Raw genomic sequence first — 14,675 nt, forward strand, 5'->3', positions numbered from 1 at the left:
TCAGGAAGCCTCCTTCACCGGCTGGCCGAAACCGGCCTGGGCTTTTTGCAGGGTCGGGTGAACCAGGACGCGGAAAGCACTCTTCTGCGCCAGGCTGTAGAAGTCGTGGGCGAAGTCGTCGAGGTCGGCAGCGGTCAGCTTGAGGCGACGCAGGAAGTAGTTGTAGACCAGCACCGCCGGCACCGCGACGGCGATACCCACGCCCGTGGCGACCAGCGCCGCGCCAATCGGGCCGGCCACGGTTTCCAGGCTGGCGGAACCGGCAGCGCTGATGCCCTTGAGCGCTTCCATGATGCCCCACACGGTGCCGAACAGACCGATGAACGGCGAGGTGCTGCCAATACTGGCGACCACGGCCAGGCCGGTTTCCAGCGAGCGACGCTCACGCACGATCTGCTGGCGCAGGGCGCGCTCGAGGCGGTCCTGATGATTGATCGCATGGCTCAGGTCGGCCGCCTGGCCCGGCTCGCCGACGGCGATGGCGGCATAACCGGCCTGGGCGACGCGGGCCGCAGGGCCTGGCTGCTCGTGGCTGATCTCGGCCGCCGAGTCGAGGCTTGAAGCGGCCCAGAACTGGGCATGGAAGCGCTTGTCCTGGTTCTTCAGCCGCACGAACTGCACGACCTTGACCAGGGCCAACGCCCAGGTGACCACGGAAAAACCAACCAGCAGCCAGATGACGGCGCTTTCAACGGATTCGAGAGGGGATGCCAACAGGCTCATGATGAAGTCTTCCTATGTTCGGTTCGATGGCGCGAGTTAACGAAGCTTGAAATCGATCGGGACGCTGACCCAGCCCACCTGGGCCACGTCACCCTGCTTGGCCGGCACGAAGCTCCAGCGCTTCACCGCAGCGAGCGCGGCAGCATCCAGGGCATCGCGGCCGCTGGTCTTCTGGATCTGGATCTGCCCCGGCTTGCCGCTAGGCAGTACCTCCACCCGCAACAACACGGTGCCTTCCCATCCACGGCGCTGGGCCAGTTGCGGGTATTCCGGCGCCGGGTTCTTCAGGTACGCGGCGTTGGCTGAAGCGGGCGTGACCGGTGCCGGTGCTGGTGGTGCAGGTGCCGGAGCAGGCGGTGCAGGCGCTGGGGTCGGTGCCGGTGGTGGCGCCTCGACCGGTTTGGGCTGCGGCTTGGGTACGGGCTTTGGCACCGGTTTTGGTTTAGGTACCGGCTTCGGTGCAGGCTTGGCAGCCAGCTCATCGACCACCGGCGGTGGTGGCGGTGGCGGCTCGACCACAGGCACAGGCGGTGGCGGCTCGACGACCGGCGGCGCCGGGGCGGCGAACTCGATGGTCATCGGCGGAATCTCTGGCGGAATCACCGGCAGCTCGGGGGTTGGTCGCTGACTGACCCAGTAGGCCGCAGCGCCATGCAAGACCAGCACCAGCAACCCCAGCGCCAGCTTGTCGCGACGCTTGAGACCACTGACCGGCGTGCGCTGCAGGCGCAGCTGCGCCAGCGGCAGGCGAAGCGTGCGTCCAAGCTCGACCAGGTCGCCCGGGGCCGGGCGCCATGGCTGGTCGTAGGCCCTCGCGGCCGTCTGGACATTACCCATTGAATCGACTCCTGGAAACGTGATGCAGGTCTTCGGACCTTGGCCGGTCCTCGTGGCTGAATCATCCATTCCAGAGGCTTATCTCTGAAAGTAATGTTTAAAATTATAGCTATTCCTTTATCGAATATAAGATTTCAGGGGTTCCCGCAAAGCCGCGTGGCACAAGGGCTGTAACGACGCACGGGGAAAATCATGCACGTGCGGCATGCAAAATATTCGTGGAAGGTATCGAAATCCGGCGAGGGCTGCGCCCTCGATAGCGGGTCAAGCCCGCGCCTACAGGCACAGCGCTGTCCTTGAAGCCGAGGGGAGCCTGTGGAGCGGGTTTATCCGCGAAGGGCCGCGCAGCAGCCCCGACCTTCGCCCAGGCAATAAAAAACCCGGGCTGCAAACCCGGGTTTTTCATGCACACGGCAGCTTAGATATCCGCCACCTTCTGCCAGACCTTCGGCCGGAAGAACAGGGTCTCGCCGCGCGCAAGCCCGGTCAGGCTGTCGTGGTCCTTGACCACTTCGGCCTCGATCAGCTCGCTCTGCCCCTCGACCTTCAGCGTCACTCGGGTGGTCGCGCCCAGCGGGCGAATGTCGCGGACTTCGGCAGCGTGGTGGCCCTCGGTCTCATGGCGCGACAGCGACACCTCGTGAGGACGGAACAGCACATGGTTGCCCTCGCTCAAGGCCAGGCGGTTGGAATCGCCGAGGAAGTGGTAGACGAAGTCGTTGGCCGGTTTCTCGTACACCTCGCCCGGCGAGCCGATCTGTTCGATCACGCCCTTGTTCATCACCACGATGCGGTCGGCCACTTCCATGGCCTCTTCCTGATCGTGGGTGACGAACACCGAGGTCAGGTTGATATCCTCGTGCAACCGCGCCAGCCAGCGGCGCAGCTCCTTGCGCACCTTGGCATCGAGGGCGCCGAACGGCTCGTCGAGCAGCAGCACCTTCGGCTCCACCGCCAAGGCACGGGCCAGGGCGATACGCTGGCGCTGGCCCCCCGACAACTGCTCGGGATAGCGGTCGGCGAGCCAGTCGAGCTGGACCATGTTCAGCAACTCATGGACCTTCTCGGCGATCTTGCTCTCGCTCGGGCGTTCGCCCTTGGGTTTCATGCGCAAGCCGAAGGCGACGTTGTCGAACACACTCATGTGGCGGAACAGCGCATAGTGCTGGAACACGAACCCGACGTTGCGATCGCGCACATCGTGGCCCGAGACGTCCTCGCCGTGGAACACGATGCTGCCGTCATCCGGCGTCTCCAGGCCGGCGATGATGCGCAGCAGGGTAGTCTTGCCGCAGCCGGAGGGGCCGAGCAGCGCGACCAGCTCACCGCTGTGGATATCCAGGTTGATGTTGTTCAGGGCCTGGAAACTGTTGAAGCGCTTGCTGACGTTACGAACTTCGATCGACATGACTTATTCCTCCGCTGCGCTGTGGCGCAGGCGGTTAATACGGTTCTCGCTCCACTGCTTGAGCAGCAGGATGAAGAGCGCCAGGATCAGCAACAGGCTGGCCACGCTGAAGGCCGCGACATGGTTGTACTCGTTGTAGAGGATCTCCACATGCAGCGGCAAGGTGTTGGTGACGCCGCGGATATGGCCGGAGACCACCGACACCGCACCGAACTCGCCCATGGCCCGCGCGGTACACAGCACCACGCCGTAGATCAGGCCCCACTTGATGTTCGGCAGGGTGACATGCCAGAACATCTGCCAGCCGTTGGCACCCAGCAGGCGCGCGGCCTCTTCCTCTTGCGTGCCCTGCTCCTGCATCAGCGGGATCAGCTCACGGGCGACGAAGGGCACGGTGACGAAAATGGTCGCCAGCACGATGCCCGGCAGGGCGAAGACGATCTGGATATCGTGGTCCTGCAGCCAGGGGCCGAGCAGGCCCTGGGCGCCGAACATCAGCACATAGACCAGGCCGGCAATGACCGGCGAGACCGAGAACGGCAGGTCGATCAGGGTGACCAGCACGCTCTTGCCACGGAAGCTGTACTTGCTCACGCACCAGGCGGCGCTGACGCCGAACACCAGGTTCAGCGGCACCGAGATGACCACCGCGAGCAGCGTCAACTTGAGCGCCGAAAGCGCGTCAGGCTCGAAGATCGCCTCGAAGAAGGTGCCGAAGCCATTCTTCAGCGCCTGGGACACCACGATCACCAGCGGCAGCAGCAGGAACAGCGCGAACACCAGCCAGCCAAGGCCGATCAGTACACGGCGCGAGGTGGCGCTGCCACGGCGGGCGGCATTGGCGGCGGAGCTTGCAGTTATGGATGACGAAGACATGACCGGGCCTCCTTCAAGGGGTTTCGATGCGCCGCTGAAGCAAGTTGATCAGCAGCAGCAGGATGAAGGAAACCACCAGCATCAGCACGCCGATGGCCGTGGCGCCGGTGTAGTCGTACTGGTCGAGCTTGACCATGATCAGCAACGGCAGGATCTCGGTCTTCATCGGCATGTTGCCGGCGATGAAGATCACCGAACCGTACTCGCCCACGCCCCGGGCGAATGCCAGGGCGAAGCCGGTCAGCCAGGCCGGCAGCAGTGCCGGCGCCAGCACATGGCGGAACACCTGCAACGGCTTGGCGCCCAGGCAGGCGGCGGCCTCCTCGACCTCACGCGGGATGTCCGCCAGCACCGGCTGCACCGTACGCACCACGAACGGCAGCGTGACGAAGGTCAGGGCCAGGGTGATGCCCAGCGGGGTGTAGGCGATCTTGAAGCCCAGGTCGGTGGCGAACTGGCCGACCCAGCCCGCAGGTGCATACAGGGCAGTCAGGGCAATACCGGCGACGGCGGTGGGCAGGGCGAACGGCAGGTCGATCATCGCTTCGATGATCTTGCGCCCGGGGAAGGTGTAGCGCACCAGCACCCAGGCCAGCAGGGTGCCGATCACGCCATTGATGATGGCGGCGAACAGGGCGGTACCGAAACTCAGCTTGAGCGCCGCGATGACCCGCGGTGCACTGATGATGTTCCAGAACTGCTCCCAGGTAAGCTGCGAGGCATGAATGAACATGGCCGCCAGCGGTATCAGCACGATCAGGCTGAGGTACACCAAGGTGTAGCCCAGCGTCAGCCCGAAGCCGGGTATGACGGGGGAGATGCGACGTGACATAAATATCCCTGGTTGAACGCACTTGGCCCGGAAGGATCCCGGGCCGGTGCAAACTTTTGAATCCTGGGCTGCTGCGCAGCCCATTCGCGGCACAAGGCCGCTCCTGCAGGGATCGCGTTCCCCTGCAGGAGCGGCCCCGCTGTCCTCGGGCCTTACTGCGCCTGGTAGATCTGGTCGAACACACCGCCGTCGTTGAAGAACTTCGGCTGAGCAGTTTTCCAGCCACCGAAGTCCTTGTCGATAGTCACCAGGTCAAGTTTCGGGAACTGCTTGGCGAATTCGGCGGCGACTTTCTCGTCACGCGGACGGTAGAAGTTTTCCGCAGCGATCTTCTGCCCAGCAGGGCTGTACAGGTGTTTCAGGTATTCGGTGGCGATCTCGGTGTTGCCCTTCTTCTCGGCGTTCTTGTCGACCACCGCCACTGGCGGTTCGGCGAGGATCGACAGCGACGGCACGACGATCTCGAACTTGTCGCTGCCACCGTCTTCCTTCAGTGCCAGGAAGGCTTCGTTTTCCCAGGCCAGCAGGACATCGCCCTGGCCGTTGTTGACGAAGGTGATGGTGGAGCCGCGGGCGCCGGTATCCAGCACCGGTACGTGCTTGAACAGCTCCTGCACGTACTCTTTGGCCTTGGCTTCGCTACCACCGGATTTCAGGCCATAGGCCCAGGCGGCGAGGAAGTTCCAGCGCGCGCCGCCGGAGGTTTTCGGATTCGGAGTGATGACCGAGACGTCTTTCTTGACCAGGTCACCCCAGTCCTTGATGCCTTTCGGATTGCCCTTGCGCACCAGGAACACGATGGTCGAGGTGTAGGGGGTGCTGGCGTCCGGCAGACGGGTCTGCCAGTTTTCCGGCAGGGTCTTGCCAAGCTTGGCGATCTCGTCGATGTCGCCAGCCAGGGCCAGGGTCACCACGTCGGCGCGCAGGCCATCGATTACCGCGCGGCCCTGCTTGCCCGAGCCACCGTGGGATTGCTGGATCTTCACCTTGTCGTCCGGATGCGTCTGCTGCCAGTGCTTGATGAATTCGGCGTTGTACTGCTGGTACAGCTCACGGGTCGGGTCATAGGACACGTTGAGCAGTTCGTAATCCTTGGCGATGGCGGAACCGGCAAAAACGGCACTGGCCAGAGCGGCGAGCGCATAACGGCGGATGGACATGGTGAAGCTCCCGATTGGCATTTTTTCTAGTTGGATGTGTCGGACTCAGCCGGACTTGTTGCCGGGCTGCTGCAGGCGGAATTTCTCCTTGCGCTCGATCTGCACGACCTGAGCGTTGTGCACGGTGATCTCCACTGCACCGAAGCGCAGGTCGCGCAGCGCGCTCTGGATTTCACGCAGAATGGTGGCTTCGTCCTGACCGTCGATGCTACGCAGAGATGCACTCATGCTCGTTCTCCATTGAGTAAGGGTGCCGGGCAGAGGAAGGGGATTGCGCCTGGCTTGAGGGCAATCTTAGTGATGGCGGGATATTCTTAAAAATACTGTTTAAGAATGTTTATATAACTGAATTACTGAACAGCCCAGTAGGTGGCTGTGGGAGCGGGCTTGCCCGCGAATGCCGTGGTGCAGCCACTGTTGCATTCGCGGGCAAGCCCGCTCCTACAGGGGGCGAGGCTTCAGTTCTGCGCCTGCGGCTCTCGGATCTTGTACCAGGCCACGTACAGCGCCGGCAGGAACAGCAAGGTCAGCAGCGTTGCGCTGATGATCCCGCCGATCATGGCGTAGGCCATCGGGCCCCAGAACACCTCGCGAGCAATGGGGATCATCCCCAGGCTGGCCGCCGCGGCCGTGAGCAGGATCGGCCGGCGCCGATGGTTGGTCGCCTCGACCACCGCGTCCCATGGTGAGTAGCCCTGGGCCTCGAATTCGTCGATCTGGGTCACCAGGATCACCGAGTTGCGGATGATGATGCCGATCAGCGCAAGAATCCCGAGGATCGCAACGAAGCCCATCGGCGTTCCCGTCGGCACCAGCGCCAGCACCACGCCGATCAGCCCCAGCGGCGCGACACTGACCACCAGGAACAGCTTCTGCACGCTGTGCAACTGGATCATCAGGAAGGTCGCCATCAGGAACAGCATCAGCGGCACCACCTGACGGATCGGGCCCTGGGCCTTGGCGCTCTCCTCCACCGTACCGCCCGTGGCCACCTCGTAGCCCACTGGAAGCTTGCTGGCGAACTCGTCGATCTTCGGCTTGAGCTGGGCCACCAGATCGGTGGGCTGGATCTCGCCGGCCACCGAGGCCTTGATGGTGATGGTCGGTTTGCGGTCGCGGCGCCACACCAGCGGCTGCTCCAGCTCGTAGCGCACGGTGGCGAAGGCCAGCAGCGGAATCGAGGTGCCGTTAGGGGTGAGAATCTGCAGGTTCTGCAGGGTATCCGGCGAGCCACGCTCGCTGTCCTCGGCACGGGCGACCACATCGATCAGGTAGATGTCGTCGTTGACCTGAGTGATCGGCACGCCACTGACGATGCTGTTCATCACATTGGCCACGTCTTCGGACGACAGCCCCAACTGCCGGGCCTTGTCCTGGGCGATCTCGACCCGCAGCACCTTTCCGGGCTCGTTCCAGTCGTAGATCATCTCACCGATGTGCTCGTTGCTGTCGAGCAGGGTGGCCAGCTCGATGGCATGGCGGCGCACCTGGTCGATATCCTTGCCGCTGACCCGATACTGGATCGGCCGCCCCACCGGCGGGCCCATTTCCAGCGACTGGACGTTGGTACCGATGCCGACGAAGTCCTTGTGCAGGCGCTCCTGCAGGCGCGCCATCAGCCCGCCGCGTTCCTCCAGGCCCTTGCTGACGATCACGAATTGCGCGTAGTAAGGGTTCTGCAGTTGCTGGTCGAGAGGCAGGTAGAAACGAATCGCGCCCTGGCCGATGTAGGTGCTCCAGCTGACGATGTCCGGATCGTCCTTGAAGGTCGCCTCCAGGCGATCCACCGCCTTGCGGGTCTCTTCGATCGAGGCGTTCTGCGGCAGGTTGAGATCGACCAGGATTTCCGGGCGGTCCGAAGATGGGAAGAATTGGTTCTGCACGAAACGCATACCCACCACCGACAGGATGAACAGCACGATGGTGCCGATCACCGTGATCCAGCGATGGCGCATGCACCACAGCAGGCCATGCTCGAAGGCGCGCCCTACCCTGCCCGGCTCGGTCTCGTGGGCCTTGACCTTCTGGCTGTTGAGAATGTGCACGCCCAGCACCGGGGCGAAGAACACGGCCACGATCCACGACACCAGCAACGCCACGGCGATCACCGCGAACAGGGTGAAGGTGTACTCGCCGGCAGAGCTGGCGTTCAACCCGATCGGCACGAAGCCAGCCACGGTCACCAGGGTGCCGGTAAGCATGGGAAACGCGGTCGAGGTGTAGGCGAAGGTCGCGGCCTGCTCCTTGGTTTCACCCATTTCCAGGCGCGTGACCATCACCTCCACGGTGATCATTGCATCGTCCACCAGCAGCCCCAGGGCGATGATCAACGCACCAAGGGAGATCCGCTGCATGGTGATGCCGCTGTACTCCATGAACACGAAGACCATCGCCAGCACCAGCGGAATCGAACAGGCCACCACCAGCCCTGCGCGGATACCCAGGCTGATGAAGCTCACCACCAGCACGATGACCACCGCTTCGAACAGCGCACTGGTGAAGCCGCCCACAGCCTTCTTCACCACCACAGCCTGGTCGGAAACCGTATGCACACCCACGCCCACCGGCAAATCGGCGGTGATGCTGGTCATCTTCTCCTTGAGCAACTGGCCGAACACCTCGATGTTGCCGCCGGCCTTCATGCCGATCGCAAGGCCGATCGCCGTCTCGCCGTTGTAGCGGAACATGGGTGCTGGCGGGTCGACGTAGCCACGCTCGATATTGGCGATGTCGGCCAGGCGGAAGAAGCGATCATTGATGCGCAGGTTGACGTTCTGCAGATCCTTCTCGGAGGCGAACTGTCCGCTCGTGCGCACCGAGATGCGCTCTGGGCCGGCCTCTATGACCCCGGCAGGCGTGACCGCGTTCTGCGACTGCAGCGCCTGCATCACCTGGCGCTGGTCGATACCCAGGGCTGCCAGCTTGCGGGTGGAGAAGTTCAGATAGAGCACTTCGTCCTGGGTGCCGATCAGCTCGATCTTGCCGATGTTGGGCACCTCGCGCACCTCGGCGCGCACCTGCTCGACGTAGTCGCGCAACTGACGCAGGGTCAGGCCGTCGGCAGTGAAGGCATAGATCGAGCCGAACACATCGCCGAATTCGTCGTTGAACCCCGGCCCCTGGATGCCCTCGGGGAATTCGCCGCGGATGTCCTGGATCTTCTTGCGCACCTGGTACCAGATGTCGGGGATGTCCTTGGCCTTGGTGGTGTCGCGCAGGTACACGTAGACGGTGGACTCACCGGGGCGGGTATAGCTTTTCACGTAGTCGAGCGAGTCCAGTTCCTCGAGCTTTTTCTCGATACGGTCGGTGACCTGCAGCAGGGTCTCGTCCTGGGTCGCGCCGGGCCAGCGGGTCTGGATCACCATGGTCTTGATGGTGAAGGAAGGGTCTTCCTCGCGGCCCAGGTTGAGGTAGGAAAACACGCCCATCAGCAAGCTGACGAACATCAGGTACCAGACGAAGGACTGGTGCCTGAGGGCCCATTCGGAGAGGTTGAAGCTTCCTTTCATCGTGCGTCCTCGTCGAAGGTGACCTTCTGGCCAGGCTTGAGGCTGTTGACACCGGCGGTCACTACCCGCTCGCCAGGCTGCACACCGCCTGCCAGGACGATGCTGTCATCGGTGCGCTCGAGCAGGGTGATGTCGCGGGTAGCCACGGTCTTCTGCTGCGGATCGACCACCCACACCTGGGTCTTGCCATCACGCTCGAGCAGCGCGGTGGCCGGCAGCTGGCTGCGCGGAGTCACCGCCGAGCTCAGGGTGACGCTGATCGCGGTACCGAGGTGGAAGCCGTTGGGCGTGCTCACCAGGCTCAACCGTGCACGCCGGGTGCGGGTGGTGGCGTCGGCCTGAGGCTCAAGCTCACGCAGGGTCGCGGTGGTGTTGAGGCTCGGGTCCAGTTGCGAGGCGACCGTGAAGGTCAGCGCCGGGGTCAGTTGTTCGGCCAGGTGGATCGGCAGGTCGATGACCGCCTCCTTCACATCCGGGCGCGCCAGGGTGACGACCTCCTGCCCGGCGCTGACCGTCTGCCCGGCTTCAGCGCGCCAGGCGGTGACTACTGCTGCGTGGTCGCTGCGCAGGGTGCTGTAGCCGAGCTGGTCGCGTGCCTGGCTGACCGCCGAACGCGCCTGTTCGAGCGAGGCGCCGGTGGTCTTCAGGTCGGTCTGGGCGATGTCCAGCTGGGCCTGGGCGCCGACGCCGCGGTCATACAACTGCTGCTGGCGGCGGGCATTGGCCTGGGCGTTGATCCATTGCGCCTGGATGCGCGCCAGGTCGCCTTCGGCAGCGCGCAGCTGGTTCTGCTGGTCGGTGGGATCGAGGGTGGCCAGGGTGTCGCCCGGTTTTACCTGCGCGCCCACGTCCACCCAGCGCCGCGCAATGCGCCCGGACACTCGGAAGCCCAGGGTACTTTCGAAGCGTGCCTGGATGGTGCCCGCAAAACGACCGAGCTGCGACTGCATCTGTGGCTCCACCAGGGTCGAGAGCACCGGACGCACGGGCTCGGGCGCCGGCTCATCGCCCTTGCAACCGGGCAGCAGGGTGGCTGCGGCAAGTAACACCAGCAAGGGTTTCATGGCTCACCTCCGGGGCTCTTGGCGTCGACTTTCTGCACCTGCATACCCGGATGCAGCAACTGGCCGCCACTGACCACCACGGTTTCGCCGCTTTTCACGCCGTCGCTGATGACGATGCGCCCGGTGAGATAACGCGCCACCTGGACCTTGCGCAGTTCGACCTTGTCGCCCTCGCCCACCACCCACACCGCCGGCTCATGCAGCGCCTTGGTCAGCGCCGACCAGGGCAATTCGATGCTTGGGCGCCCCTGGGCGTGAGCCGTGGCGGTTACCGGCGAGCCCAACTGCATGGCAGCCGGCACGTTACGCAGCGCCACCTTGACCTGCACCGTACCGCTCTCGGCAGACACCGTCGGGGTGATCTCGCGCACCCGTCCTTCGGCCTGCACCTTGGGGTTATCCACAAGCCGGACGATCACGCCTTCGTCGCTGGGTGGCGACACCAGCAGCGACTCATAGACGTTGAAGACGGCATCACGATCGCCGTCGGTGGCCAGGCTGAAGATCGGCATGGTCGCCTGCACTACCTGGCCAACCTCGGCCTGGCGCGCGGTGATCACCCCATCCGCCTCGGACACCAGGTCGGTGTAGCTCAATTGCTCACGGGCATTGGCCAGTTGTGCCTGGGCCGCCTTGAGCGCGCTCTGGCTGCTGCGCAGGGCAGCTTCAGCCGAGTCGTATTCACTCTGGCTGGTGTAGCCCTTGGGCAACAGTTTCTGCTGACGCACGAAGGCGGCGCGGGTCTGGGTGACCCTCGCCTGCTCGGCGAATACCTCGGCCTTGGCTGAGTCGACATTGTTCTGCAGGTCTTTCGGGTCCAGGCGCGCCAGCACCTGGTTGGCCTTGACGTGGTCGCCCACGTCGACGCTGCGGGCGATGATCTTGCCGCCCACGCGAAATGAAAGGTCGGTCTGTACGCGCGCCTGCACATCACCGGTGAGGGTGACGTTGGCGGCGAAATCGGTAGGTTCGACCCGTGCCACGCCGACGCGTGGCAGTTCAGGGCTGGACGCCTGTTCCTTGCAGCCTGACAGCACTGACAACAACCCCAGGCAAACGACCAACAGCGCACGCGTAAACGTCATGCAGGCTCCTTGCTTGCGCGCAAATGATTCGTGGGATGCGACTGTCAGCGTAGTCCAGGGTTCAATAAACGGCACTGTGGGGTTCGGCTTTGGATCGGCGGTGAAGCTTTCGCGGGCAAGCCCGCTCCTACAGGGGGGTGGGCCTGTGGAAGCGGCGGCTCGGCGCTCCGACTTGCCCGCGAAAAGGCCACTGCAAAATCCGGAAACCATGACTGGCGCCAAGGTCGGAACAGCACCGCTAACCTCCAAAGGTCAATTTCATGGAGGAAATTCGATGCCCCTGGCCCATTCCCACCGCCTGCGCCGCGGCCGCTGCTCAGAGCCTGGCAGGTGCTACCTGCTGACTGCCGTCACCCACGAACGACAACCCCTGTTCCACGACCTGCGCAGCGCCCGGCTGCTGGTGAAACAGCTACGCCTGTCAGATCAGGAAAACGCCAGCCGCACGCTGGCCTGGGTGCTGATGCCGGACCATCTGCACTGGTTGATCGAATTGAGGGGGGTGACGCTTGGGAGTTTGATGCGCAGGTTCAAGTCGCGATCGAGCCTGGCTCTGCACAAAGCGGGGGTCAGCCAGTATCCGGTGTGGCAACCCGGCTACCATGATCGGGCCTTGCGCAGAGAAGAAAGCCTGCAAAGCGCTGCGAGGTACATCGTCGCCAACCCATTGCGGGCGGGCCTGGTCGATCATGTTGGGGACTATCCACATTGGGATGCCGTCTGGCTTTGAATCTGCGGTGAAGCCTTCGCGGGTAAACCCGCTCCCACAGGGATTGGGCAGGCCTCAGATTCTTGAGCAAGACAGTTGCTCCAACAGGATCACCACAAGCTTCAAAAGCAGTGGTGATCCTGTGGGAGCGGGTTTACCCGCGAAAAAGACACCGCGCTGCCTGGCACGGGCTACGCCCGTGCTCGCGGGACAAGCCCGCTCCCACAGGGATTGGCCAGGCCTAGATTCTTGAGCAAGACAGTTGCTCCAACAGGATCACCACAAGCGTCAAAAGCAGTGGTGATCCTGTGGGAGCGGGTTTACCCGCGAAAAAGACACCGCGCTGCCTGGCACGGGCTACGCCCGTGCTCGCGGGACAAGCCTGTTCCCACAGGGATTGGCCAGGCCTCAGATTCTTGAGCAAGACAGTTGCTCCAACAGGATCACCACAAGCGTCAAAAGCAGTGGTGATCCTGTAGGAGCGGGTTTACCCGCGAAAAAGACACCGCGCTGCCTGGCACGGGCTACGCCCGTGCTCGCGGGACAAGCCCGCTCCCACAGGGATTGGCCAGGCCTAGATTCTTGAGCAAGACAGTTGCTCCAACAGGATCACCACAAGCGTCAAAAGCAGTGGTGATCCTGTGGGGGCGGCGGTTCGGCGCTCCGATTTACCCGCGAAAGGGCCGGTCAGGCCGACGCAGCAGCCTGTGCCGGACGCCGTACCTGAGGTTGGCCGACGTTCGCTGCAGCACCTTCCTCGATGGCTTGCTGGATCGCCCGGCGGCGGCGTTCTTCGGCGCGACGGCTGAAGTACCAGACCAGGAAGGTCACCAACGACACCGACAGCAGGATCAGGCTGGCCACGGCGTTGATCTCGGGCTTCACACCCAGACGCACGGCCGAGAACACTTCCATCGGCAAGGTGGTCGAGCCCGGGCCGGACACGAAGCTGGCCAGCACCAGGTCATCCAGCGAGAGGGCGAACGACATCATGCCGCCCGCTGCCAGAGAAGGCGCGATCATCGGGATGGTGATCAGGAAGAACACCTTCCACGGCTTGGCGCCCAGGTCCATCGCCGCTTCCTCGATCGACAGGTCCAGCTCACGCAGGCGAGCCGACACCACCACCGCCACATAAGCGGCACAGAAGGTGGTGTGGGCGATCCAGATGGTGACGACGCCACGCTCCTGCGGCCAGCCGATCATCTGCGCCATGGCCACGAACAGCAGCAACAGGGACAGACCGGTGATCACCTCGGGCATGACCAGCGGCGCGGTGACCAGACCACCGAACAGCGTGCGGCCCTTGAAGCGAGTGACCCGGGTCAGCACGAAGGCCGCCAGGGTGCCCAGCGCCACCGCAGCCACCGCCGTGTAGCAGGCGATCTCCAGCGAGCGCATCACCGAACCCATCAACTGGGTGTTGTCGAGCAGGCCGACGTACCACTTCACCGACCAGCCGCCCCACACCGTCACCAGCTTCGAGGCGTTGAACGAGTAGATCACCAGGATCAGCATCGGCAGGTAGATGAACAGCAAGCCGAGCACCAGCATCAGCTTGGAGAAACTGAAGCGCTTCATGCCCGACCCTCCATCTCTTTGGCCTGGCTGCGGTTGAACAGCAGGATCGGCACGATCAGGATCGCCAGCATCACCACTGCCAGCGCGGATGCCACCGGCCAGTCACGGTTGTTGAAGAATTCCTGCCACAGCACTTTACCGATCATCAGGGTTTCCGGACCGCCGAGCAGTTCAGGGATCACGAACTCGCCCACCACCGGGATGAACACCAGCATGCAACCGGCGATGATGCCGTTCTTCGACAGCGGCACGGTGATCTTCCAGAAGCTGTTGAAGGTGCTCGAGCCCAGGTCGCTCGCCGCTTCCAGCAGGCTCTGGTCATGCTTCACCAGGTTCGCGTACAGCGGCAGGATCATGAATGGCAGGTACGAATAGACCACACCGATATACACCGCCAGGTTGGTGTTGAGGATCTGCAGCGGCTGGTCGATCAGCCCGGTCCACAGCAGGAAGCTGTTGAGCAGCCCGTTGTTGCTGAGGATGCCCATCCAGGCATAGACGCGGATCAGGATCGCGGTCCAGGTCGGCATCATGATCAGCAGCAGCAGAACGGTCTGCAGCGACTTCTCGGCCTTGGAGATGGCGTAGGCCATCGGGTAGCCGATCAGCAGGCACAGCAGGGTGCTGAAGAGGGCGACCTTGAGCGAACCAAGGTAGGCCGAGATGTACAGGTCATCCTCGGTGAGCAGGCCATAGTTGGCCAGGTTCAGCACCAGCTGGATCTTGTCCTCGACGTAGGTGTAAATCTCCGTGTACGGCGGGATCGCCACGTCGGCTTCGGCGAAGCTGATCTTCAGTACGATGAAGAACGGCAGCATGAAGAACAGGAACAGCCAGATGAACGGCACGCCGATCACCAGATGGCGTCCCTCGGGGATGATGCGCTGG

13 protein-coding genes are annotated in these 14,675 nt (G+C 63.5%); 1 reads left to right on the top strand and 12 read right to left on the bottom strand.

The annotated features are described in order from the left end of the window. From ACTYOL_RS26750 to ACTYOL_RS26795, 10 genes are all read right to left on the bottom strand, one after another. Positions 1 to 723, bottom strand: coding sequence for a MotA/TolQ/ExbB proton channel family protein (locus tag ACTYOL_RS26750; RefSeq protein WP_054891103.1), 723 nt, complete (start codon positions 721 to 723; stop codon positions 1 to 3). Positions 724 to 759: 36 nt separating this feature from the next. Then, positions 760 to 1,560 carry an energy transducer TonB gene (locus ACTYOL_RS26755; protein ID WP_063541728.1) on the bottom strand — a complete coding sequence of 267 codons (801 nt, stop codon included), beginning with the start codon at positions 1,558 to 1,560 and terminating at the stop codon, positions 760 to 762. A 418-nt stretch (positions 1,561 to 1,978) separates the two neighbouring features. Beyond that, positions 1,979 to 2,968 carry a sulfate/molybdate ABC transporter ATP-binding protein gene (locus tag ACTYOL_RS26760; protein WP_054891101.1) on the bottom strand — a complete coding sequence of 330 codons (990 nt, stop codon included), beginning with the start codon at positions 2,966 to 2,968 and terminating at the stop codon, positions 1,979 to 1,981. 3 nt (positions 2,969 to 2,971) lie between these two features. Then, complete coding sequence (cysW, locus tag ACTYOL_RS26765) at positions 2,972 to 3,844, bottom strand: sulfate ABC transporter permease subunit CysW (protein WP_112899462.1); 873 nt, start codon at positions 3,842 to 3,844, stop codon at positions 2,972 to 2,974. 13 nt (positions 3,845 to 3,857) lie between these two features. Further along, complete coding sequence (gene cysT / locus ACTYOL_RS26770) at positions 3,858 to 4,676, bottom strand: sulfate ABC transporter permease subunit CysT (protein WP_054891099.1); 819 nt, start codon at positions 4,674 to 4,676, stop codon at positions 3,858 to 3,860. Between the two features lie 152 nt (positions 4,677 to 4,828). Then, on the bottom strand, positions 4,829 to 5,836 hold the full coding sequence (locus ACTYOL_RS26775; RefSeq protein WP_065864011.1) for a sulfate ABC transporter substrate-binding protein: 1,008 nt from the start codon (positions 5,834 to 5,836) through the stop codon (positions 4,829 to 4,831). A 45-nt stretch (positions 5,837 to 5,881) separates the two neighbouring features. Continuing rightward, the gene (gene oscA, locus ACTYOL_RS26780; RefSeq protein WP_016489716.1) at positions 5,882 to 6,064 is read right to left on the bottom strand and encodes a sulfur starvation response protein OscA; all 183 of its coding nucleotides are present in this window, start codon (positions 6,062 to 6,064) and stop codon (positions 5,882 to 5,884) included. A 230-nt stretch (positions 6,065 to 6,294) separates the two neighbouring features. Then, entirely contained in the window at positions 6,295 to 9,348 is a 3,054-nt protein-coding gene (locus ACTYOL_RS26785; protein WP_054891097.1) for an efflux RND transporter permease subunit, read from the bottom strand. Continuing rightward, on the bottom strand, positions 9,345 to 10,412 hold the full coding sequence (locus ACTYOL_RS26790; protein ID WP_444757342.1) for an efflux RND transporter periplasmic adaptor subunit: 1,068 nt from the start codon (positions 10,410 to 10,412) through the stop codon (positions 9,345 to 9,347). The genes ACTYOL_RS26785 and ACTYOL_RS26790 overlap by 4 nt, the downstream gene beginning before the upstream one ends. Then, the gene (locus ACTYOL_RS26795) at positions 10,409 to 11,497 is read right to left on the bottom strand and encodes an efflux RND transporter periplasmic adaptor subunit (RefSeq protein ID WP_054891095.1); all 1,089 of its coding nucleotides are present in this window, start codon (positions 11,495 to 11,497) and stop codon (positions 10,409 to 10,411) included. The genes ACTYOL_RS26790 and ACTYOL_RS26795 overlap by 4 nt, the downstream gene beginning before the upstream one ends. A 274-nt stretch (positions 11,498 to 11,771) precedes the next feature. Here ACTYOL_RS26795 and ACTYOL_RS26800 point away from each other — a divergent pair, with 274 nt between their 5' ends. Beyond that, positions 11,772 to 12,227 (top strand): REP-associated tyrosine transposase, encoded by a 456-nt coding sequence (locus ACTYOL_RS26800; RefSeq protein ID WP_444758182.1) that lies wholly within the window; start codon positions 11,772 to 11,774, stop codon positions 12,225 to 12,227. A 666-nt stretch (positions 12,228 to 12,893) separates the two neighbouring features. Here ACTYOL_RS26800 and ACTYOL_RS26805 read toward each other — a convergent pair. After that, positions 12,894 to 13,787, bottom strand: a complete 894-nt coding sequence (locus tag ACTYOL_RS26805) for an ABC transporter permease subunit (RefSeq protein WP_065862352.1) — start codon at positions 13,785 to 13,787, stop codon at positions 12,894 to 12,896. Continuing rightward, positions 13,784 to 14,665: an ABC transporter permease subunit gene (locus tag ACTYOL_RS26810; protein WP_178117587.1), complete on the bottom strand. Its 882-nt coding sequence runs from the start codon at positions 14,663 to 14,665 to the stop codon at positions 13,784 to 13,786. Before ACTYOL_RS26810 ends, ACTYOL_RS26805 begins: the two co-directional genes overlap by 4 nt. Positions 14,666 to 14,675 lie beyond the last annotated feature (10 nt).

Source organism: Pseudomonas sp. A014 (assembly GCF_052378495.1).
GTDB classification, from domain to species: Bacteria; Pseudomonadota; Gammaproteobacteria; order Pseudomonadales; family Pseudomonadaceae; genus Aquipseudomonas; species Aquipseudomonas machongensis.

What these genes read in the sequence shown, in the direction of transcription:
- ACTYOL_RS26750 (WP_054891103.1), bottom strand. Translation starts at nt 723, where the DNA reads ATGAGCCTGTTGGCATCCCCTCTCGAATCCGTTGAAAGCGCCGTCATC.
- ACTYOL_RS26755 (WP_063541728.1), bottom strand. Translation starts at nt 1,560, where the DNA reads ATGGGTAATGTCCAGACGGCCGCGAGGGCCTACGACCAGCCATGGCGC.
- ACTYOL_RS26760 (WP_054891101.1), bottom strand. Translation starts at nt 2,968, where the DNA reads ATGTCGATCGAAGTTCGTAACGTCAGCAAGCGCTTCAACAGTTTCCAG.
- cysW (WP_112899462.1), bottom strand. Translation starts at nt 3,844, where the DNA reads ATGTCTTCGTCATCCATAACTGCAAGCTCCGCCGCCAATGCCGCCCGC.
- cysT (WP_054891099.1), bottom strand. Translation starts at nt 4,676, where the DNA reads ATGTCACGTCGCATCTCCCCCGTCATACCCGGCTTCGGGCTGACGCTG.
- ACTYOL_RS26775 (WP_065864011.1), bottom strand. Translation starts at nt 5,836, where the DNA reads ATGTCCATCCGCCGTTATGCGCTCGCCGCTCTGGCCAGTGCCGTTTTT.
- oscA (WP_016489716.1), bottom strand. Translation starts at nt 6,064, where the DNA reads ATGAGTGCATCTCTGCGTAGCATCGACGGTCAGGACGAAGCCACCATT.
- ACTYOL_RS26785 (WP_054891097.1), bottom strand. Translation starts at nt 9,348, where the DNA reads ATGAAAGGAAGCTTCAACCTCTCCGAATGGGCCCTCAGGCACCAGTCC.
- ACTYOL_RS26790 (WP_444757342.1), bottom strand. Translation starts at nt 10,412, where the DNA reads ATGAAACCCTTGCTGGTGTTACTTGCCGCAGCCACCCTGCTGCCCGGT.
- ACTYOL_RS26795 (WP_054891095.1), bottom strand. Translation starts at nt 11,497, where the DNA reads ATGACGTTTACGCGTGCGCTGTTGGTCGTTTGCCTGGGGTTGTTGTCA.
- ACTYOL_RS26800 (WP_444758182.1), top strand. Translation starts at nt 11,772, where the DNA reads ATGCCCCTGGCCCATTCCCACCGCCTGCGCCGCGGCCGCTGCTCAGAG.
- ACTYOL_RS26805 (WP_065862352.1), bottom strand. Translation starts at nt 13,787, where the DNA reads ATGAAGCGCTTCAGTTTCTCCAAGCTGATGCTGGTGCTCGGCTTGCTG.